The sequence below is a fragment of the Kitasatospora sp. NPDC043950 genome (assembly GCF_056435345.1).
This window is the reverse complement of record NZ_JBWKER010000008.1, coordinates 157,116-176,983: the sequence shown is the minus strand read 5'-3', so window position 1 is coordinate 176,983 and position 19,868 is coordinate 157,116. Positions and strand designations below refer to the sequence as shown.

17 protein-coding genes are annotated in these 19,868 nt (G+C 74.0%); 6 read left to right on the top strand and 11 right to left on the bottom strand.

Annotation, left to right across the window (positions count from 1 at the left end):
- Positions 1–64 precede the first annotated feature (64 nt).
- The gene (locus AC07BF_RS08270; protein WP_478333099.1) at positions 65–892 is read left to right on the top strand and encodes a maleylpyruvate isomerase family mycothiol-dependent enzyme; all 828 of its coding nucleotides are present in this window, start codon (positions 65–67) and stop codon (positions 890–892) included.
- Positions 893–911: 19 nt separating this feature from the next.
- On the opposite strand, the gene AC07BF_RS08265 is transcribed toward AC07BF_RS08270, so the two are convergent.
- Positions 912–1,799 (bottom strand): DUF3152 domain-containing protein, encoded by an 888-nt coding sequence (locus AC07BF_RS08265; RefSeq protein WP_400804215.1) that lies wholly within the window; start codon positions 1,797–1,799, stop codon positions 912–914.
- Between the two features lie 122 nt (positions 1,800–1,921).
- Between AC07BF_RS08265 and AC07BF_RS08260 the strand changes: the two genes are divergently transcribed.
- Positions 1,922–2,341, top strand: a complete 420-nt coding sequence (locus tag AC07BF_RS08260; RefSeq protein WP_350876615.1) for a DUF3151 domain-containing protein — start codon at positions 1,922–1,924, stop codon at positions 2,339–2,341.
- Positions 2,342–2,454: 113 nt separating this feature from the next.
- Here the strand turns inward: AC07BF_RS08260 and fbaA are convergent, their stop codons facing one another.
- The gene (fbaA, locus tag AC07BF_RS08255) at positions 2,455–3,477 is read right to left on the bottom strand and encodes a class II fructose-bisphosphate aldolase (protein WP_063348525.1); all 1,023 of its coding nucleotides are present in this window, start codon (positions 3,475–3,477) and stop codon (positions 2,455–2,457) included.
- A gap of 342 nt (positions 3,478–3,819) precedes the next feature.
- Here fbaA and AC07BF_RS08250 point away from each other — a divergent pair, with 342 nt between their 5' ends.
- Complete coding sequence (locus AC07BF_RS08250; protein WP_363627881.1) at positions 3,820–4,539, top strand: DedA family protein; 720 nt, start codon at positions 3,820–3,822, stop codon at positions 4,537–4,539.
- Between the two features lie 100 nt (positions 4,540–4,639).
- Here the strand turns inward: AC07BF_RS08250 and pyrE are convergent, their stop codons facing one another.
- From pyrE to AC07BF_RS08225, 5 genes are all read right to left on the bottom strand, one after another.
- Positions 4,640–5,176 carry an orotate phosphoribosyltransferase gene (gene pyrE, locus AC07BF_RS08245; protein WP_280673778.1) on the bottom strand — a complete coding sequence of 179 codons (537 nt, stop codon included), beginning with the start codon at positions 5,174–5,176 and terminating at the stop codon, positions 4,640–4,642.
- Positions 5,177–5,206: 30 nt separating this feature from the next.
- Positions 5,207–6,208, bottom strand: coding sequence for an SRPBCC family protein (locus AC07BF_RS08240; RefSeq protein WP_478333098.1), 1,002 nt, complete (start codon positions 6,206–6,208; stop codon positions 5,207–5,209).
- 92 nt (positions 6,209–6,300) lie between these two features.
- Positions 6,301–7,938 carry a polyamine aminopropyltransferase gene (locus AC07BF_RS08235; protein WP_363627879.1) on the bottom strand — a complete coding sequence of 546 codons (1,638 nt, stop codon included), beginning with the start codon at positions 7,936–7,938 and terminating at the stop codon, positions 6,301–6,303.
- 139 nt (positions 7,939–8,077) lie between these two features.
- On the bottom strand, positions 8,078–8,608 hold the full coding sequence (locus AC07BF_RS08230) for a DUF2617 family protein (RefSeq protein WP_478318194.1): 531 nt from the start codon (positions 8,606–8,608) through the stop codon (positions 8,078–8,080).
- Between the two features lie 491 nt (positions 8,609–9,099).
- Positions 9,100–10,515, bottom strand: a complete 1,416-nt coding sequence (locus AC07BF_RS08225; RefSeq protein WP_363579820.1) for an amidase — start codon at positions 10,513–10,515, stop codon at positions 9,100–9,102.
- 92 nt (positions 10,516–10,607) lie between these two features.
- On the opposite strand from AC07BF_RS08225, the gene AC07BF_RS08220 reads away from it, so the two are divergent.
- A complete protein-coding gene (locus AC07BF_RS08220) occupies positions 10,608–11,222 on the top strand; it encodes a TetR/AcrR family transcriptional regulator (protein ID WP_363579819.1) in 615 nt (204 codons plus the stop codon).
- On the opposite strand, the gene AC07BF_RS08215 is transcribed toward AC07BF_RS08220, so the two are convergent.
- The 4 genes from AC07BF_RS08215 to AC07BF_RS08200 all read right to left on the bottom strand — a co-directional run bounded on the left by AC07BF_RS08215 (position 11,202) and on the right by AC07BF_RS08200 (position 17,007).
- On the bottom strand, positions 11,202–12,362 hold the full coding sequence (locus tag AC07BF_RS08215) for a pyridoxal phosphate-dependent aminotransferase (protein WP_478333097.1): 1,161 nt from the start codon (positions 12,360–12,362) through the stop codon (positions 11,202–11,204). The genes AC07BF_RS08220 and AC07BF_RS08215 overlap by 21 nt on opposite strands.
- Positions 12,363–12,481: 119 nt before the next feature.
- A complete protein-coding gene (locus AC07BF_RS08210; protein ID WP_363627875.1) occupies positions 12,482–13,039 on the bottom strand; it encodes a type III secretion system chaperone family protein in 558 nt (185 codons plus the stop codon).
- A gap of 312 nt (positions 13,040–13,351) precedes the next feature.
- Positions 13,352–15,958, bottom strand: coding sequence for an ATP-dependent chaperone ClpB (gene clpB / locus AC07BF_RS08205; RefSeq protein ID WP_363627874.1), 2,607 nt, complete (start codon positions 15,956–15,958; stop codon positions 13,352–13,354).
- Positions 15,959–16,038: 80 nt separating this feature from the next.
- The gene (locus AC07BF_RS08200) at positions 16,039–17,007 is read right to left on the bottom strand and encodes a LysR family transcriptional regulator (protein WP_478333096.1); all 969 of its coding nucleotides are present in this window, start codon (positions 17,005–17,007) and stop codon (positions 16,039–16,041) included.
- Positions 17,008–17,077: 70 nt separating this feature from the next.
- On the opposite strand from AC07BF_RS08200, the gene AC07BF_RS08195 reads away from it, so the two are divergent.
- A complete protein-coding gene (locus AC07BF_RS08195) occupies positions 17,078–18,217 on the top strand; it encodes a TDT family transporter (protein WP_478333095.1) in 1,140 nt (379 codons plus the stop codon).
- Positions 18,218–18,797: 580 nt separating this feature from the next.
- Positions 18,798–19,787 carry a LuxR C-terminal-related transcriptional regulator gene (locus tag AC07BF_RS08190; protein ID WP_478333094.1) on the top strand — a complete coding sequence of 330 codons (990 nt, stop codon included), beginning with the start codon at positions 18,798–18,800 and terminating at the stop codon, positions 19,785–19,787.
- Positions 19,788–19,868 lie beyond the last annotated feature (81 nt).

The following is a 19,868-nucleotide window of genomic DNA, read 5'->3' as shown; positions in this document are numbered from 1 at the left end:
CCGACGGGGCCGTCCGCCCCTCGGCGTGTGCGGGGCCGTCCGCCCCTCGGCGTATGTTGGGGCCATGCCCCCCAAGCCCCGTACCTACCAGCCGCAGAAGGTGCGCACCGCGCTCGCGGCGCAGACCGGCGCGCTGCGCGACGCCGTCCGGCAGCTGTGTGAACGCCCGGACGCCGAGCAGTGGTTGGCCCGGCCGACCAGGCTGGGGGAGTGGACCGTCCGCGAGCTGATCGCGCACCTCGCCGTCCAGCTCGACTTCGTCCCCGAGCACCTCGACGATCCGCTGGAGGGGCGGGCGCCGTTGGACCTGCCGGGGTGGGTGGCCGCGGTCGGCACGGTCGCGCCGCTGCTCGACGAGCAGGCCCGGGCGAGGGCCGCGGGCGACTTCGGCGGGGACGCGGCCTCGGTGGCGCAGGCCTTCAGCCGGGCGGCGGGCGCGCTGACCGGTCTGCTGGACCGGCCCGAAGCCGCCGACCCGGTACGGCGGTTCGAGATCCGGCTGGGCTCGATGACACTCGCCGACATGCTGGTGACCAGGCTGGTGGAGACCGTCGTGCACGCCGACGACCTGGCCGCCGCGCTCGGCCTCGACGGCTTCCCGCACGACCGCCAGGCCGTCGCCGCCGTCACCCGGCTGCTGGCCGACGCCTTCGCCGACCGCGCGCCGGGCGGCGCGGTCGAGCTGCGGATCCCGCCGTACGCCGTCGTGCAGGCCGTCGAGGGCCCCCGGCACACCCGGGGCACCCCGCCGAACGTGGTCGAGACCGACCCGCTGACCTGGATCCGGCTGGCCACCGGCCGGGCCGACTGGGCCGCCGCGGTGGACGCGGCGGCGGTCTCCGCCTCCGGCGAGCGCAGCGACCTGCGGGAGTACCTGCCGGTGCTCGGGTAGCCGCGCTTCGGGGGGCGTCCTACGGCACCGACGGCCCGCTGAGGTAGGTGCCGTTCTCCGAGTACGGCCAGGCGTTGGGCTCGCAGCCCTTGAGTCCGTAGATCTGCTGCATCATCGCGGGCGCCGGCTTGCCCGGGCCGGGGCAGGTCTCGTGCCCGTGGCCTATCCGGTGGCCGACCTCGTGGTTGATGATCAGCGCCCGGTACTCGTCGAGCGGGCCGCTGAACTGCGGTGAACCGGTGTTCCAGCGCTTGGAGTTGACGAGCACCTGGTTGCCGACGTTGCAGTTCACCTCGCCGTGGGTATCCAGGCCGGAGGCGCCGCAGATCCGGTCCACGGTGGCCGGCGAGGCGATCTTCACGGTGAAGTCGTACCCGCCGCCGGCGACCAGCTGGAAGCCGTTCTTGCGGTCGTTGGTCCAGCCGCGCCTGTCGCCGAGGAAGCCGTGGATCTGGGCGGCGGCGCCGCCGGCGTCGATGCCTATGCCGTCCTCGACCTCCACCCGGTAGCGGCGCACGGTGCCGCGTCCGACCGGCTGGGCGGTGGCGGCGGCGATGCTGAAGGTGCCCGCGCCCTTGGCCGGGCCGGGGTCGGGCGTGGTGGGCGTGGTGGGGGTGGGTGTCGAGGACGGGGCGGGGGGCTCGCTCGGGGTGTCGGTCGGCGTCGGGGTCGGCGTCGGGCCGGCGGGCGAGGGAGCCTGATCGGTCGGCGGGGCGATCCGCGCCTGGGCGGTCGGCCCGCCGTCGGGCGCGTCGGAGGAGCGGGTCAGCACGACCGCCGTACCGCCCAGCACCGCCACCGCCGTGACCAGCGCCGCGAGCATGCCGGGCCCGAGCCGGCGCGGCGGCCGTCGGCGTCGGCGGCCGCGGGCACTGCCGCTCCTGGCGGCGGATCTGGCTGCGGGCATGATCGACACCCTGACATGGCGAACGGGTGAATGTCCACATACCGGGTATGCAGGCGCCCGGCGGCTGCCGCCGATCCCGGGACGCCGGTTGACCCTGGCGTCCCGGATGGCAGACTGCCTGCATGGCGATTCACCGGAATCTTCTCGACGGCCCCGATCCGACCCTTCTCCCGGAGGACGAGCAGCCCTACCGCATGCTGGCGGAGGAATCGGCCTCACCCACCCAGGTGGCCGCCGACTTCCCGACCTTCTGCCTCGCCTGGGCGATGCTCGCCGACGACGCCTACGCGGCCGGCCGCTACGTCGAGTCCTACGCCTACGCCCGCACCGGCTACCACCGCGGCCTGGACGCGCTGCGCCGCAACGGCTGGAAGGGCCACGGCCCCGTGCCGTGGGAGCACCGCGGCAACCGCGGCTTCCTGCGCTGCCTGGCCGGGCTCGCACGGGCGGCCGGCGCGATCAAGGAGACCGAGGAGGAGGCCCGCTGCTGGCAGTTCCTGAAGGACAGCAGCGCGGAGGCGTACGCGGAGCTGAAGCAGTAGACCCGCACGGCTGCTGAGGCAGCAGACCCACACACGGGTGCGCCCCCCGGTGAAGTCCACCGGGGGGCGCACCCGCGTTCACGCCGTGGCCGGGCTCAGCCCGGCCGCCGGGCTCACTTCAGACGGTTGCCGGCCGAGCGCAGCTGCTGCGCGGCCTCCAGCACACGGGCGGCCATGCCCGCCTCGGCGAGCTTGCCCCAGGTGCGCGGGTCGTAGGTGTTCTTCTTGCCGACCTCGCCGTCGACCTTCAGCACACCGTCGTAGTTGCGGAACATGTGGTCCACGACCGGGCGGGTGAAGGCGTACTGGGTGTCGGTGTCCAGGTTCATCTTCACGACGCCGTTCTCCAGCGCGGTGGCGATCTCCGCCGCGGTCGAGCCGGAACCGCCGTGGAAGACGAAGTCGAACGGGTCGGTCTTGCCGTACTGCTTGCCGATCGCGTCCTGCAGCTCGCGCAGCAGCTCCGGCTTCAGCACGACGTTGCCCGGCTTGTAGACGCCGTGCACGTTGCCGAACGAGGCGGCCAGCAGGTAGCGGCCCTTCTCGCCCAGGCCCAGCGCCTCGGCGGTGCGCACGGCGTCGTTGACGGTGGTGTACAGCTCGTCGTTGATCTCGTGGGTGACGCCGTCCTCCTCGCCGCCGGTCGGGGTGATCTCGACCTCAAGGATGATCTTGGCGGCGGCGGCCTGGGCCAGCAGCTCCTGGGCGATCGCCAGGTTGTCGGCGAGGGTCTCGGCCGAGCCGTCCCACATGTGCGACTGGAACAGCGGGTTCTGGCCCTTGGCCACGCGCTCGGCGGAGACCGCCAGCAGCGGGCGGACGTAGCCGTCCAGCTTGTCCTTCGGGCAGTGGTCGGTGTGCAGCGCGACGGTGATGTCGTACTTGGCGGCGACGATGTGCGCGAACTCGGCCAGCGCCACGGCGCCGGTCACCATGTCCTTGTTGTGCTGGCCGCCCAGGAACTCCGCGCCACCGGTCGAGATCTGGATGATGCCGTCGCTCTCGGCCTCGGCGAAACCACGCAGTGCGGCGTGCAGGGTCTGCGACGAGGTGACGTTGATGGCCGGGTAGGCGAACTTGCCCGCCTTGGCCCGGTCCAGCATCTCGTTGTAGACCTCGGGAGTTGCGATGGGCATGCGATCCGCTCCTGTCGGGTTGCGGCGTACGGACGGTGCTGTCCGACGCTGTGTACGCCTTCGGTACGACTCCGTGCCGGCCGCCGACGCGCGGCGCTGCGGTGTGGCTCTCCGGCACCAAGGTTCGAGCGACCTCCGCGGTACGGCAATGAGGGTGGTGTGCCGCTGCGGACCGGACGCCCGTGCCATCCTCCCAGACTCGTGCCCGCAGGTCAGCAGGAGCCCGCCAGTCGGACCGTCGCCGCCGCTGACGCGGACGGCCCGCTCCTGCGACGTTCGGCGGACACCGGATACACCTGCCGGGCGAAGCCTCCGTACAGGACGGCCCGCTATCCTGCGGCCGTGGACTACAACCAGCTGGCCGTCAACCTGCTCGACGCCAAATCACTGATCTCGTCCCTCGGCGCCATCGGGCTGATCGCGATCATCTTCGCGGAGACCGGCCTGCTGGTCGGCTTCTTCTTCCCGGGTGACTCACTGCTGATCATCGCCGGCGTCGCGGCGTCGAACGCCGCCTCGTCGGTGCTCGGCGACGGCGCCAAGCTGCCGATCGCCGTCCTGCTCGTCGGCGCCCCGGTGGCCGCGGTCGCGGGGGCCCAGCTCGGGCACCTGATCGGGGTCAAGGTCGGGCCGAAGATGTTCGACAAGCCCGAGTCGAAGATCTTCCGCCGCGAGTACGTGATGAAGGCGGAGGAGTACTTCAACAAGTTCGGGCCCGGCAAGGCCGTGGTGCTGGCCCGCTTCATGCCGATCGTCCGGACCTTCCTCAACCCGGTCGCGGGCACCCTGGAGATGCCCGCCCGGACGTTCTTCCTGTGGAACGTCATCGGCGGCGTGCTCTGGACCGAGTCCATGCTGCTGATCGGCTACTTCTTCGGCGACGCGCTCGCCCCGGTGATCGACAAGTACCTGATCCCGGCGGTGCTGCTGATCGTCCTGCTCTCGATCTCGCCGATCCTGATCGAGGTCCTGCGCGAGCGCAAGAAGCGGAAGGCCGGCGGCGCCGTGGAGAACGCCGAGGCCGATGCCGTGCAGAGCGGCGGCCGCCACCGGCGCGGCTGAGCACCGGGGCTTCGCGCACGACACGCGAAGGGGCCGGGTCCCGTCTCACGTTTCACGTGAAACAGGACCCGGCCCCTCGTGCTGTCAGGTCCGGCCGGGCTCAGAGGCCCAGGTCGTCCAGGGTGTAGGCGGTCACGTACGGCAGGCCCTGCGCCTCGACCGCGGCCGCGCCGCCGCGCTCCACGATCACCGCGACGCCGACCACCTCGGCACCCGCCTCGCGCAGCGCCTCGACGGCGGTCAGCACCGAGCCACCGGTGGTGGAGGTGTCCTCGACCGCCAGCACCCGGCGGCCCTTGACCTCCGGGCCCTCGATCCGGCGCTGGAGGCCGTGCGCCTTGCCCGCCTTGCGGACCACGAAGGCGTCCAGCTCACGCCCGCGCGCGGCGGCGGCGTGCAGCATCGCGGCGGCCACCGGGTCGGCGCCCAGGGTCAGACCGCCGACGGCGTCGTACTCCAGGTGCGAGGTCGCGTCCAGCATCACCCGGCCGACCAGCGGGGCGGCCTGGCCGTCCAGCGTGATCCGGCGCAGGTCGACGTAGTAGTCGGCCTCCTTGCCGGAGGAAAGGGTGACCTTGCCGTGTACGACGGCCTTGTCCTTGATCTGTGCCAGCAGGGCGTCGCGGTCGTTGCTCATGAGCGTCCAGTCTAGGCCCTCTCCCGCCGGTCAGCGCCGACGCAAGGCCCTGACCAGCACCACGGCGCCACCCAGCAGCGCGACCCCGCCGCCGATCACCCACGGCACCGCGCTGCGGCCGCCCGAACCCGGCACCACGATCCCGCCGGCCTCGCCGCCCCAGCGGGACGCCGCCCGGGCCCGGGCACTACGGGCCGGCAGCGCCGGGGCGTACCGCCCGCGCGGCGGCGCGTGGTCCACCTCCTCGGCCGACCGGCCGACGATGCTGCGGCGCACCGGGCCGCCGCCCGCCGGCCCCTCCTCGTACTCGAAGAGCGGCTCGGCGGGGAGCTCCTCGGCGACGCCCTCCTCGGGCCCGTCCCCGTCGCCGCCGCCGGTGGGCAGGCCGAAGCGCTCGGCGTCGGCGTCGGAGAAGGCGATCAGGTCGGACAGGTCGTCGTCGAGGTCGTCGCCGGGCTGGTCCTGGTGCTCCTCGATGAACACCACGCCGGCGTCGGTCTCGGTCCCGCCCTCGGCCCCGGCCTCGCCACCGGTCTCCGGGTCGCTCTCGCCGTCGCCGTCGCCGTCGCTCTCGCTCTCCGGCTCGGCGTCCGGGGAGGCGAGCGCGGTGGCGAACCGGTCCAGCAGACGGCGGCCGGCGGCGTCGAGGGTCTCCTCGTCGAACTCGGTGAGCCGGCCGGTGGCGCTCAGGTCGCCGGTGAAGCGGACCACCGCGGTACCGTCCTCGGCGCCGTCCGCGACGCTGACCCGGACGGTGGCGGTCGCCTCGCCGCTGCCACGGGCCTCCTGGCCCTCGGCGAACACGGTCAGCACGCCCTCGCGCCCCTCGATCAGGGACAGCACGCCCCTGTACGTGATGGTGGAGCCGCCGATCCGCAGCTTCAGCCGGCCGCCGATCTCCTCCGCCGGCCCACCGCCGACCGCGGCCGGCTCGGTGCTCAGCCCCGGCACGCTACGGGCCAGCAGAGCCGGATCCTGCAAGGCCTGCCGCACCAACTCGGCGGGCATCGGGACGACAACCTCATGCTCCATGTCAGGGAGCCTACCGACCCAACCCCGCCCGGTCCCCACCCACCGCCACCCGACTTCCCCGGACCACCGGTGTCCAGCCCCGCGCCCCCGGCTCAGCGGGGGCCGAGCAGGGTGAGGGCGGCCGGGGGGTGGGCGGGGCGGAGGGCGGCGAGGCGGGTGGCGGAGCCGCGGAGGCCGTCGGGGGTGAGGGCGCGGGGCGGTGGGGCGTCGGGGGCGAGGGTGAGCGGGGGCCGGGCGGCGGCCGCGAGGAGGAAGGTCTGGGCGGCGCCCGGCGGGTCGGGGCGGCAGCTCGCGGTGGCGCTGCCCTGGACGGAGTACGGGACGGTCTGCAGTCCCGCCGTCCGCAGGCCGGACTCGATCGGCCAGAGGCCGTCCGGGTCGCCGCCGGCCCGGACGGCGACGCGGCCGCCGGGGGAGAGCAGCCGGGTGGCGAGGCCGTAGAACTCCTGGGAGTGGAAGGTGACCGGTCCGCCGTCGGCGGGCGCGGGCAGGTCGGCGAGCACCACGTCGTACGGTCCGTCGGCCGTGGCGGCGCCGCGCAGCCAGGCCATCGGGTCGGCGGCGGTGGCGTGGACGCGGGGGTCGTCGAGGGAGTGGTCGGTGAGGGCGGCGAGCCCGGGGTCGGTGCGGGCGAGCCGGGGGAGCGCGGGGTCGGCGTCGACGAGCCGGACGGAGCGGACGCCGCGGTGCCGGAGCACCTCGCGCAGGGCGAGGCCGTCGCCGCCGCCGAGGAGCAGGACGCGGGCGTCCGGGCCGGCGGCCATCGCCGGGTGGACCAGGGCCTCGTTGCCGCGGTACTCGTCCGGTCCGCAGACGGTGAGGCGGCCGTTCAGGTAGAGCCGGAGCGGGCCTTCGGTGGGGCCGGTGAGCACGATCTCCTGGGAGCGGCTGCGGGCGGCGAAGCGGACCTGCGCACCGTAGAGGGCGTGCCGGGCGGCGCGTTCGATGGCACCGGAGCCGGCGGCGGCCGCGGCGAGCAGGGCGAGGACGAGCGCGCAGCCGCCCCAGAGCAGGAGCCGTATCCGGGGGGCGGGTTCCTCGCGGAAGAGCCAGAGCACGACGGCGGCTCCGGCGACGGCGTTGACGGCGCCGGTGACGAGGGCGCCGTCGCCGGGCCCGAGGCCGGGGAGGATGAGGAAGGGGAAGGCGAGGCCGCCGATCAGCGCGCCCACGTAGTCGGCGGCGAAGAGGTCGGCGGCGGCGCGGCCGGCGTCCTCGCGCCGGATCCGCTGGATGAGGGTCATCAGGAGCGGGATCTCGGCGCCGATGAGGATGCCGATGAGGCAGGTGAGGCCGACCATGGCGGCCTGGTAGCGGCCGATCCAGGCCCAGCAGGAGTAGAGCGCGAGGACGGAGAGGCCGCCGGTGAGCGCGAGGGCGCATTCGACCAGGGCGAAGGCGGTGGCGGGCTGCCGGGTGAGGCGTTTGGCGAGGAGCGAGCCGAGGCCCATCGCGAACACCATGACGGAGAGCACGACGGAGGTTTGGGTGACCGAGTCCCCGAGCAGGTAGTCGCCGAGCGCCACGAGTTCGAGTTCGTAGACGAGTCCGCAGGCCGCGCAGACGAACGCGGCCAGCAGGACGGTGAGGCGGGCCAGCCGGGGGTGGGAGCGCAGCCGGGACCGACGGCGGGCGGGCAGGGGGGCGAGGCTCCGCCCGGGCCGAGGTGGGGCGCCGTCGTCGAGGTCCACTCGCGAGCGGGCGGGTGGACCGGCCGGATGGTTGATCACGAACAAACGCTAGGGGACGTTCGGGACGGATAGCTGCGCCCATTCGACGGACAGTGTGGGACGCCGGATTGACGAATCGTTCCTGCGTACGATTCATAGGCCATGGCGGGATCGGCGACCCTGCTCGGACGGCTGGCGGTCATGCCCCGGACACCACCAGCGAGGAGCGGGTGCAGACCAGCCGGCCCTCCTGCGGGTAGGCGTGCCAGGTCCGCCAGAGCAGCCGGTCGGCGCCGCCCTGGGTGACCAGCGCGGTGAAGGCGCTCGGGTCGCCCGGGAACACCCCGGCCAGGCCGCGCGGGTGGCCCTCGACCAGGGCCAGCAGTTCCTGCGCGCGGGCCGCGAAGTCGTGCGGGGGCAGCGCCTCGATCCGGGCCGCGAACTCGTACTCCCAGCCGCCGACCTGCTTGGCCACCCGGGCCGGCAGCGGGGTGCGGCGGCCGGGCAGGCAGGCGACGGTCTCCAGGCACTCGCCGGGGCCGGCGGCGATCACCACCTGGTGCGAAGCGCCGAGCAGTCGCAGCTGGAGGGTGCCGGGCGCGGTGGGGTGGCCGCCTCCGTCGAGTCTCAGGTCGCGGACCGCGAGAGCGGGCAGCGGGTCGCCGCCCAGGCACCAGGCCAGGTCACCGGCGCGGGTGTCCGTGTAGGAGGTCTGCAGTGTGGTGAGCATGCTCGGCTCCGCGTTTCAGCTCCGTGCGCGCCCGCCGAGCAGCACCGAGTAGGCCTAGGCGATGGCGAGGCTGTTCGTGGCTGTGCGGCCCTGGGCGCGGCCGACCGTGGAAGGAGGGATTCCGGCTGGAGATTCAGCAGCAGAGAAGCATGAATACGCCGGGTCCGCCGGTGATTTACCCAACTTTGTCAAGCATTCACCGTTTCGAGCACACCTGCTTCCCGGCTCTGATCGACCCGGTGTGCGACTCTGCACAGCGCGCGCCCCTACGACCGGGTCGTGCGCCGTGCACGCTGGTAGTGCGCCGGGTGCACGCCTCGTGCGCCGCCGCCCTGCACGCACCGGGCGGGCAGGGCGGTCGGAGCGTTCCGTCGAGGCCGAAGGAATTGCCTCACAGACATCATTCAATCGTCAACCAGACGTCAACCAACCATGACTGTCAGGCGAGTTGAGAAGAACTGGGCCCACTCGCCGGGCCATCATTGCTCCCCTCACGGCCGGGGGTCGATCGGCGCGAGCACCCCGAGCCGGTCCTCGACCGCCTGGGCCGCCTCCAGGCAGAGGTCCTCCCGGAACGCCCGCCCCACGAGCTGCACCCCGGTCGGCAGCCCGTCGGCCAGGCCGGTGGGCACCGCCACCGCGGGCAGCCCCGCGAAGCTGGTCACCTTGCACAGCCGCATCGCCGTGCGGACCAGCTCCCACCCGGCCGCGTCCCGGGACTCGATGCCCGGTTCGACCGGCGGTTCGGTGAACACCGGTCCGAGCAGCAGCGGGTACTCGTCCAGGAATTCGGCCCAGGAGCGGCGGATGCCCAGCCAGCTCCCCATCAGCTCCATGAGCTCGGCGGCGGTCGCGGGCGGGGTCCGGGCCATCGTCAGCTCGATGTAGCGGTCGCCGCCCGGGCCGAGCAGGGGGCGTACGGCGGGCCACTTGGGTGCGAACTCGGTCATGGTGATCCGGTCGCACACCTCCAGGGCCTCGTCGAGCCGCGGGACGTCCGCCACCTCGCGCACGTCGTACCCGGCGTCCCGCAGCGCCGCCGCCGCGCGTTCGACCGCGGCCCGGACCGTCGGGTGGACGCCGTGGCCGCCCGGATCGGCCACCACCGCGACCTTCACCGGCCCGGGCAGCGGCTCGCCGTAGCGCGGCACGGGCAGGGCGCGCGGGTCGCGCGGATCGGGGCCGGCCAGCACCTCGTAGGCCAGCCGGAGGTCGGCGACGCTCCGGGCGAGCGGGCCGTCGGCGACCAGCCACTGGGAGGCCGGCCCCGGGTCCTGCGGCCCGAACGCGCGGTGGTCGGCGGGGAACCGGCCGTTGGACGGGTTCAGCCCGGCGACCCCGCAGAACGCGGCCGGGACGCGGACGGACGCGCCGGAGTCGTTGCCGAGCCCGAGCGCGGCCAGGCCGGTCGCGACGGCCGCGCCGTCGCCGCCGCTGCTCCCGCCCGGGGTGCGGCTGCGGTCCCACGGGTTGGCGGTGTCGCCGTAGAGCTCGCTGCGGGTGTGCATCCCGGCCAGGATCATGGTGGGCATGTTGCTGTGCCCGATCGGCACGGCCCCGGCCGCGCGCAGCCGGGCGACCGGGGGAGCGTCGGCCCGCGCCACCAGGTCGCGGAAGCGCGGCACCCCGAAGGTGGTGGCCACGCCCTCGATGGCGGTGGTCTCCTTCACGGTGAACGGCACGCCCGCCAGCGGGCCGGGGTCCTCGCCCGCGGCCAGGCGCCGGTCGAGTTCCCGGGCCTGCACCCGGGCGCGCTCCGCCAGGACCTGGGTGACGGCGTTCACCTGCGGGTTCACCGCGCTGATCCGCTCCAGGTGGCTGTCGAGCAGTTCGACGGCCGAGACCTCTTTGCCGCGTACCGCCGCCGCCTGCGCGGTGGCCGTCAGTCGCCACAGGGCGTCCTGCATGACGTACTCCCCTCCTCGTTCCGATGCGCTCGTATCGGTACCGTAGCCTGGGAACCGATACGAGTGCATCGAATAAACCGGAGGCGGAGCCCGTGCCCAGACAGGTGGACCACGACGGCCGGCGTCGGCGGATCGCCGAGGCCGTCTGCCGGCTCGCCGACGAACGAGGCCTGGAAGGGGTGACCCTGCGCGACGTGGCCGACCGCGCGCAGGTGTCGACCGGCGCCGTCCAGCGCTGCTTCCGCACCAAGGACGAGATGCTCCGCTTCGCCCTCGGCTACGTCGGTGAGCGGATCACCGCCCGGGTCCGGGCGTACCCCGCCGACGACCCGGCGCCCTCGCCCGCCGCCCTCCTGGCACACGCGGCCGCCGAGGCGGCGCTGCTCGGCGACGGACAGCGCTCCCAGGCGCGGGTCTGGCTGGCCTTCGTCGCGCAGGCCGCCGTCGACGAGCGGCTGGCGGGCCCGCTGAACGCCGACTACGCGGCCCTGGAGGGCCTGTTCGCCCGGCTGATCGCCGAGGCGTCGCCGGCGGCCGGGCCGGACGCCGCCCGGGAGGCGAAGACGCTGCTGGCCCTTGCCGACGGGCTCACCACGCACGTCCTCGTCGGCCGCCTCACCGCACCCGAGGCCCGGGCGATCCTGAACGCCCACCTGTCCGGCCTCGGGCGGCGGCCGGGCGACGGCTCAGAGGCGCTGGAGCCGTGACACCGCTTCCTCCAGCACGGAGTCCTGCTTGCAGAAGGTGAAGCGGACCAGGCTGCGGCCGGCCTCGGTGTTGTCGTAGAAGACGGCGTTCGGGATGGCGACGACGCCGCAGCGCTCCGGCAGGGCGCGGCAGAACTCGATGCCGTCCTTCTCGCCGAGCGGGGTGATGTCGGTGGTGATGAAGTACGTGCCCTCGGGGGTGAACACCCGGAAGCCGGCCGCGGTGAGCCCGTCGACCAGCAGGTCGCGCTTGCGGAGCAGGTCGGCGCGGAAGCCGTCGAAGTAGCTGTCGGGCAGCCGCAGCGCCTCGGCGACGGCGTACTGGAAGGGGCCGGCGCTGACGTAGGTGAGGTACTGCTTGGCCGTGCGGACGGCCGTGACCAGGGCCGGGTTCGCGGTGACCCAGCCGACCTTCCAGCCGGTGAAGGAGAAGGTCTTGCCGGCGGAGGAGATGGAGACGGTGCGCTCGCGCATGCCGGGCAGGGCGGCGATCGGGTGGTGGGTGGCGCCGAAGACGAGGTGCTCGTAGACCTCGTCGGTGACGACCAGCAGGTCGTGCTCGACGGCGAGGGCGGCGATGGCGGCCAGCTCGTCGGCGGTGAGCACGGTGCCGGTCGGGTTGTGCGGGGTGTTGATCAGCAGCAGGCGGGTGCGCGGGGTGATCAGGGCGCGCAGTTCGTCCAGGTCGGGGCGGAAGTCCGGGGCGCGCAGGGTGAGCGGGCGGCGGGTGGCGCCGGCCATCGCGATGCAGGCGGCGTAGGAGTCGTAGAAGGGTTCGAGGGCGATCACCTCGTCACCCGGCTCCAGCAGGGCGAGCAGGGTGGCGGCGATGGCCTCGGTGGCGCCGGCGGTGACCAGCACCTCGGTGTCCGGGTCGTAGCCGAGTCCGTGGAAGCGCTGCTGGTGCTCGGCGATGGCCTGCCGTAGCTCGGGGATGCCGGGGCCGGGCGGGTACTGGTTGCCGCGCCCGTTCAGCACGGCGTCGGCAGCGGCCCGGGCCACCGAGGCCGGGCCGTCGGTGTCGGGGAAGCCCTGGCCGAGGTTGATCGAGCCGGTGGCCGTGGCCAGGGCGGACATCTCGGCGAAGATGGTCGTCCCCATGCCGGCCAGTCGGCGGTTCAGCAGCGGCCTGTTGCCCATCGGTGGCTCCTCACGCGTCGTCGTCGGCCCCATCCTGGGTCAGCCGGGGGCCGGGGACAAGGACGGCCCGACCACCTGGGGCCAAGTGGTCGGGCCGTGCGCTCGCGGGGCGGGCAGGGTCACGCCTCGTTGGTGCCCTCGGGGGTCTCGCCGTCCTCGCCCTCGATCTCGTTCTGCAGGCCGAGGCGCTCGACGATCCACTGCTCGAAGCCGACGGCGGCCTGGGTCCAGTTGGCGGTGGTGGTGACGAAGTAGTCCAGGTTGACGCCGGTGCCGACGATCATCTGGGCCTCGCCGATCAGGCGGACCACGCCGTCCTCGTGGGTGTGGGTGTAGACCTTGGGCCAGAGGGTCTCGCGGTTCCACTCGTCGATGAGGTCGAGGATCTCGCCCTTCTTCTCCAGCGGGTACGCGCGGTCGTAGAAGGCGCGCACCGCGAAGAGCTCCTTCTGCTCACCGCGGAACATGTAGTAGACGCGGAAGCCCTCCCAGGGAGCGGTGAGGTCGCCCTCCTCGTCCACGACGTGCTTGAGCTGCATCTGGTCCAGCAGCTGGGCCACCAGGCCCTGGTCCGGGACGATGATCGGCGGCGGGCCGGCCGGCCGCCCCTGGTCGCCGGGCTGGCCGCCGCCCTGGGGTGCGCCGAACGACGGGATGGACGACGGGTCGATGCTCATGGGGTCCTCTTCCTCAGTGCACGTGGTGGCCGGCAATGAGAGGCCGCCCTTTCCACTTCCCATCCTGCCTCATCCGGGGCCTGCCTCACAGGGGCACCCGGCCACGCGTCGATCTTCGTCCGGGGCGCTCCGACGCCCGCCGCGAGCGGTGATGGTGACGGAGCGTGTCCGGTTGGAGGGCCGTCGCTGCCGGGGCTCCGGCGGGGTGCGGCGGGGTGCGGCCGTAGTCGAGTGGGCCGTCAACTGTGCTGTGCGGCAATGGTGTTGCCCGAGCCGTCCGCGCTGTCGTGCGGGCGGCCCGGGCTGGTGGTGCTACTTCTCCAGCGGTCCGCGGCTGCGGACGGTGAGGCGGTCGCCCTCCTCGTCCCGCTCGACCAGGACGGTGTCCCCGTCGTGCACCTGGCCGGACAGGATGGCCCGGGCCAACTGGTCGCCGATCGCGGACTGGACCAGCCGGCGCAGCGGGCGGGCGCCGTACGCCGGGTCGTAGCCGGTGAGGGCCAGCCAGTCGCGGGCGGCCTCGGAGACGTCCAGGGTGAGCCGCCGCTCCCGCAGCCGGTCGCCGAGGCGGGCCACCTGGAGGTCGACGATCCGGCTCAGCTCGGCGGTGCCCAGCGGGTCGAAGACCACGATGTCGTCCAGCCGGTTGAGGAACTCGGGCTTGAACGCGGCCCGGACGGAGTCCAGCACCAGGGCCTTCTTCCGGTCCTCCGGGGTGGCCGGGTCGACCAGGAACTGGGAGCCCAGGTTGGAGGTGAGGATCAGGATCGCGTTGCGGAAGTCCACCGTGCGGCCCTGGCCGTCGGTGAGCCGGCCGTCGTCCAGCACCTGGAGCAGGACGTCGAAGACCTCCGGGTGGGCCTTCTCCACCTCGTCCAGCAGCACCACGCTGTACGGGCGGCGGCGGACCGCCTCGGTGAGCTGGCCGCCCTCCTCGTAGCCGATGTACCCGGGCGGGGCGCCGACCAGGCGGGAGACGGAGTGCTTCTCGCCGTACTCGCTCATGTCGATCCGGACCATGGCCCGCTCGTCGTCGAAGAGGAAGTCGGCCAGGGCCTTGGCGAGTTCGGTCTTGCCGACGCCGGTCGGGCCGAGGAAGAGGAACGAGCCGGTCGGGCGGTCCGGGTCGGCGATGCCGGAACGGGTGCGGCGCACCGCGTCCGAGACCGCCCGCACGGCCTCCGCCTGGCCGATCAGGCGCTGGCCCAACTCCTCCTCCATGCGCAGGAGTTTGGCGCTCTCGCCCTCCAGCAGGCGGCCGGCCGGGATGCCCGTCCAGGAGGCGACCACGTCGGCCACGTCGTCCGGGCCGACCTCCTCCTTCACCATCGAGGCGGAGGCGTCCTGGTCGGCCGCCCGCTCCTGGGCTTCGGTGAGCTCCGTCTCGGCGGCCGGGATCTCCGCGTACATCAGCTTCGACGCCCGCTCGAAGTCCCCGTCACGCTGGGCCCGTTCGAGCGCGCCGTGCAGGTCGTCCAGCCGCTCCTTGAGCTCGCCGACCCGGTTGAGGCTCTTCTTCTCCTGCTCCCAGCGCGCGGTCAGGGCGCTCAACTGCTCGTTCTTGTCGGCGAGATCGCGCCGCAGCCGGGCCAGCCGGTCGATCGAGGCGGCGTCCGACTCCTTCTCCAGGGCCAGCTCCTCCATCCTCAACCGGTCGACGGAGCGCTGGAGTTCGTCGATCTCGACCGGGGAGGAGTCGATCTCCATCCGCAGCCGGGAGGCCGCCTCGTCGACCAGGTCGATCGCCTTGTCGGGCAGGAAGCGGGAGGTGATGTAGCGGTTGGACAGGGTGGCCGCGGCGACCAGCGCGGCGTCCGCGATCTGCACCTTGTGGTGCGCCTCGTAGCGGCCCTTGAGGCCGCGCAGGATGGCGATCGAGTCCTCCACGCTGGGCTCGCCGACCAGCACCTGCTGGAAGCGGCGCTCCAGGGCCGGGTCCTTCTCGATCCGCTCGCGGTACTCGTCCAGCGTGGTGGCGCCGACCATCCGCAGCTCGCCGCGGGCCAGCATCGGCTTGAGCATGTTGCCGGCGTCCATCGCGGAGTCGCCGCCGGCGCCCGCGCCGACCATGGTGTGCAGCTCGTCGATGAAGGTGACGACCTGGCCGTTGCTCTGCTTGATGTCGTTCAGGACGGCCTTCAGCCGCTCCTCGAACTCGCCGCGGTACTTGGCGCCCGCGACCATCGCGCTGAGGTCCAGCGCGACCAGCCGCTTGCCGCGCAGCGACTCCGGCACGTCGCCGGCGACGATGCGCTGGGCCAGGCCCTCGACCACCGCGGTCTTGCCGACGCCCGGCTCGCCGATCAGCACCGGGTTGTTCTTGGTCCGGCGGGAGAGTACCTGGACGACCCGGCGGATCTCCTGGTCCCGGCCGATCACCGGGTCGAGCTTGCCGTCCCGGGCGGCCTGGGTCAGGTCGGTGCCGTACTTCTCCAGCGCCTTGTAGGTGCCCTCCGGATCCGGAGAGGTCACCCGGCCGCTGCCGCGCACGTCCTTGAAGGCGGCGAGCAGGTCCTTCGCCGTCGCGCCCTGCCGCGCCAGCAGTTCGGCGACCGGCCCGCCCTCGGCGGCCAGGCCGACCATCAGGTGCTCGGTGGAGACGTACTGGTCGTCCAGGTCGTCGGCGCGCTTGCCGGCCTCGGTGAGCACCGCGAGGGTGTCCCGGGAGAGCTGCGGCGCGGCGACCGTCGAGCCCATCGCGCTGGGCAGGGCGGCCAGCTGGCGGCGGGCCTCCGCGTCGATCCGGGTGACGTCCGCCCCGACCGCCTCCAGCAGCGGCCGGGCGATGCCCTCGGGCTGCTCCAGCAGGGCGATCAGGATGTGCACCGGCTTGACGTCCGGGTTCCCGGCCGCGCCCGCCTGCCGGATCGCGGCGGACAGGGCGTCCTGCGTCTTGGTGGTGAACTTGCTGGCGTCCACTGCTGGGGGGTCCTCCCTCGTCGTCCTTCAACGCTGCTACGTACAGCATGCACTAAGTTGAGTCTATTCCGCTCAAGTTCTTACGCCCGTTCCGCGCGTTCCACCCGTTCCACCCGTTCCGCCCGGGGCGGCCGCTGCGCGCGGGGCGTCCGGCGGGTCAGCCCCAGCAGCTCCCGGGCCGGCCCGCTCGGCCGCTGCCCGGCTGGCCACACCGCGCGCAGCGGCCGTCGCAGGTCCAGCCCCTCGGCCAGCGGCACGGCCACCAGCCGCCGGACGGCCAACTCCTCCACCACCGCCAGCTCGCTCAGGCAGACCGGCCCGGCCCCGGTCATCGCCGCCGCCTTCAGCGCGGTGGACGAGGCCAGCTCCAGCCGGGGCCGCACCGCGCCCCCGTACGGCGCCAGCGCCATCTCCAGCACCTCCCGGGTGCCCGAGCCCGACTCGCGCAGCACCAGCGGGGTGGCGGCCAGCTCCGGCCCGGTCAGCGGCGCCCGGCGGCGCGCCCACGGGTGGCCGGGCGCCACCACGACCACCAGCCGGTCCGCCGCCACCACCGCGCCGGCCAGCCCGGGCGGGGTGGACGGGCCCTCGACGAAGCCGAGGTCGGCTTCCCCGGCCAGCAGGTGCCCGGCGACCTCCGCCGAGTTCGCCGTCCGCAGCGTCACCGCCGTGCCCGGACTGGCCTCGGCCAGGGCCAGCAGCCAGCCCGGCATCAGGTACTCGGCGACGGTCAGGCTGGCCACCACCCGCAGCTTGGCGTCCCGCCGCTCGCGCAGCGCGTCGATCCCGGCGTCCAGCGCCTGCGCCGCCTCCACCACGTGCCCGGCCCACTCGACCACCAGCCGACCCGCCTCGGTCGGCCGGCTGCCCCGGGGCGAGCGCTCCAGCAGCGGGACGCCGATCTGCCGCTCCATGCCCTTGATCCGCGCGCTGGCGGTCGGCTGGCTCACGCCCAGTTCGGCCGCGGCCCGCCCGACGCTGCCCAGCCGGGCCACCGCGAGCAGCAGTTCCAGGGCGCCGAGCTCGGGGACGCGGGGGGAGAGGGCCATAGGTCCAGGCTATGTCCTCATAGAACCCGGGGCGCTACCGGAGCCCGGCGCGGGGCGGCACGGTGGAACCATGTCCACCCTGGCCGATGCCCGCCCGCTCACCCGCCCCTCCCGTTCCTCCCGCCCCTCCCGTTCCCCGCTGGGTGCCCGCCTCGACCTCGCCCAGCTCGGCCCCAACTGGTACGCCGCCGTCATGGGCACCGCGATCCTGGGCAACGGCGCGGCCGTCCTGCCGCTCCGGCTGCCCGGGCTGATCGGCTTCGGCGAGGTGATGTGGGCGCTCGGACTCGCGGCCCTGCTGGTGCTGGGCGCGGCCCGGCTGGTCCACCTCACCCGGCACCGCGAGGCCGCCCGCACCCAGCTGCTGGACAACCCGGCCACCGCCGTCTTCTACGGCTGCCCGCCGATGGCCCTGCTCTCGGTCGGCCTCGGCACCCTGCTGCTCGGCTCCCGGGTGATCGGCACCGGCCCCGCGGTCGCCGTCGACGCCGTGCTGTGGGGCGTCGGCACCCTGTACGCGCTGGCCGTCGCCGGCGGCATCCCGTACCTGATGATCACCCGGCACCCGGTTTCCGCCCTGGAAGCCAACCCGACCTGGCTGCTGCCGGTGGTCGCCCCGCTGGTCGCCTCCGCCACCGGCCCGGCCCTCGTCCCGCACCTGCCGGCCGGGCTGCCGCAGCAGGCCATGCTGTACGCCTGCTGGGCCCTCTTCGGGATCGGCCTGCTGGCCACCCTGGTGCTGCTGCCGGTGGTCTTCACCGGGCTGTTCCACAGCAAGCTGCCCACCCTGGTGCTCACCCCCTCGCTGTTCCTGGTGCTCGGCCCGCTCGGCCAGTCCGTCACCGCCGTCCACCAACTCGCCGACGCCGCCCGCCCGGTGCTGCCCGCGCTGGCCCCCGCCATGCTCCCCTTCGCGGAGCTGTACGGCGTCGCGGTGCTCGGCGTCGCGATGCTCTGGCTGGCCGTCGCGCTCACCGCCAACCTGCGCGCCCGCCGGGCCGGCATGCCGTTCGCGATGACCTGGTGGGCGTACACCTTCCCGATCGGCACCTGCGTCACCGGCGCCTCCGCGCTCGCCCGGCACACCGGGTTCGGCGGCTTCACCGCGATCGCCGCCGGGCTCTACCTGCTGCTGGCCACCGCCTGGGTGCTCGCCGCCGGCGGGACCGCCGCCGGGCTCGCCCGGGGACGCCTGCTGGGGCGTGCCTGACTCCTCCCGCGGCACGCCGCCGTTGCAGGAACCCGCACCCGCGGCCCGACCGCGCACGGCCGACCGACCGTACGGGCGGTGACCACCCGGGCACCGCGCTGGCCTCGGCCTTTACCGGAACCCGGCCCGCCGCTCGACCCCTCCCGCCGTACCCGTCGTGCAGATAGCTGCAATTGCGCGAACCTGCACTCGGGCGACACTTGTTCACCGGCCGTCACGCTGTGAGGGTGGAGTCACGCCAGGCCGTCCGGGCACCGCAGCCCGATGGTGGCGACTTGCTCTTCGGAACTGACCACGGGTGCAACGTCCCGCACGCGTGAAACGGGGGGGAAGAGCGCCGGCCGGGGCGCCATGTGTGGTGATGGCCCCCGGAACCGGAGCCGTCGAGGCGTTGCTGCTCCGCCTCGACGGAAGCGCCTGGGCACGGGCGTGGCGACGTCGGCCCCCAGGACACCCCGGAGTGCGACGGCACCCGGGCCCCGGGGGCCGACGTCGAGCCCGGTACCGTGACCGCCGAGCCCCGCGCCCGACGGCGCGGGCGCGGCGACGAGGGAGAAGCATCCGGCAGGGAGTGTGCGACGTGACGGCGGAACCGGCGGTCGCGCCGCAGCACGGACAGCCACCGGGCGAGGAACCCGACGAGGCCGCCCGGCAGCTGTACCTGGCGATCCTCGCCCGGGGCGGCCGCATCCCGTTCACCGACACCCAGGACACCGGCCAGGCCGCGCTCCAGCAGCTCGTCGACCTCGGCCTGCTCATCGCCAACCCGATGGACCACTGCTACACCGCCGTCAGCCCGCGCTCCGTCACCGACCGCCTGGGCGCCGAACTCCGCAGCGAGGCGACCAGGCTGCTGGTCCGCGCGGAGAACCTCCCGGGCGCCCTCGACGGCCTCACCCGCGCCTACGACGCGATGCCCCGGCCCTCCGGCCGGGCCGGCGGCGCCGTCCACGTCGAGGGCCACGTCCACATCCGCCAGCGGATCTCCCAGCTCGCCTCCGACTGCCGCTCCGAAGTCCTCGCCGCCCAACCCGGCCACCGCCCCGCCGGCACCCTGCAAGTCGCCCTCCTCCAGGACCTCCACCTGCTCCAGCGCGGCTGCTCCCTGCGCACCATCTACCAGCCCGTCGCCCTCGCCGACCCGCCCGCCCTCGCCTACGTCGAAGAGGTCACCCAGCACGGCTCCCTCATCCGTGTCCTCGACGAGCCGTTCCAGCGGCTGCTCGTCTTCGACCGCACCGTCGCCGTGATCTCCGCCAACGACGACAACAGCACCGCCGCCTTCATCACCGACCCGGCCGCCATCACCTTCCTGGTCGGCGCCTTCGAACGCGACTGGGCCCGCGCCGAAACCGCCGAAACCTCCGCCGCCCTCGGCCCCACCCGCACCGTCCCCGACCGGGTCGGCCGGCTCCTCGCCCGAGGCCTCACCCAGCGCGCCGTCGCCACCCGCCTCGGCCTCAGCGAACGCACCGTCGCGGCCCACATCTCCCGCCTCCGCGACCGCCACGGCGCCCAGACCCTCTTCCAACTCGGCTGGCTGATGAGAGGCGCCCGCGATGACCGATGAACCCGGCCCCGCCGAGCGGGCCCCAGCCGACCGGCCCGCCCCGCGCCCGCACCCTCTTCCCCCTCGGCGGGCGGCTCCGGG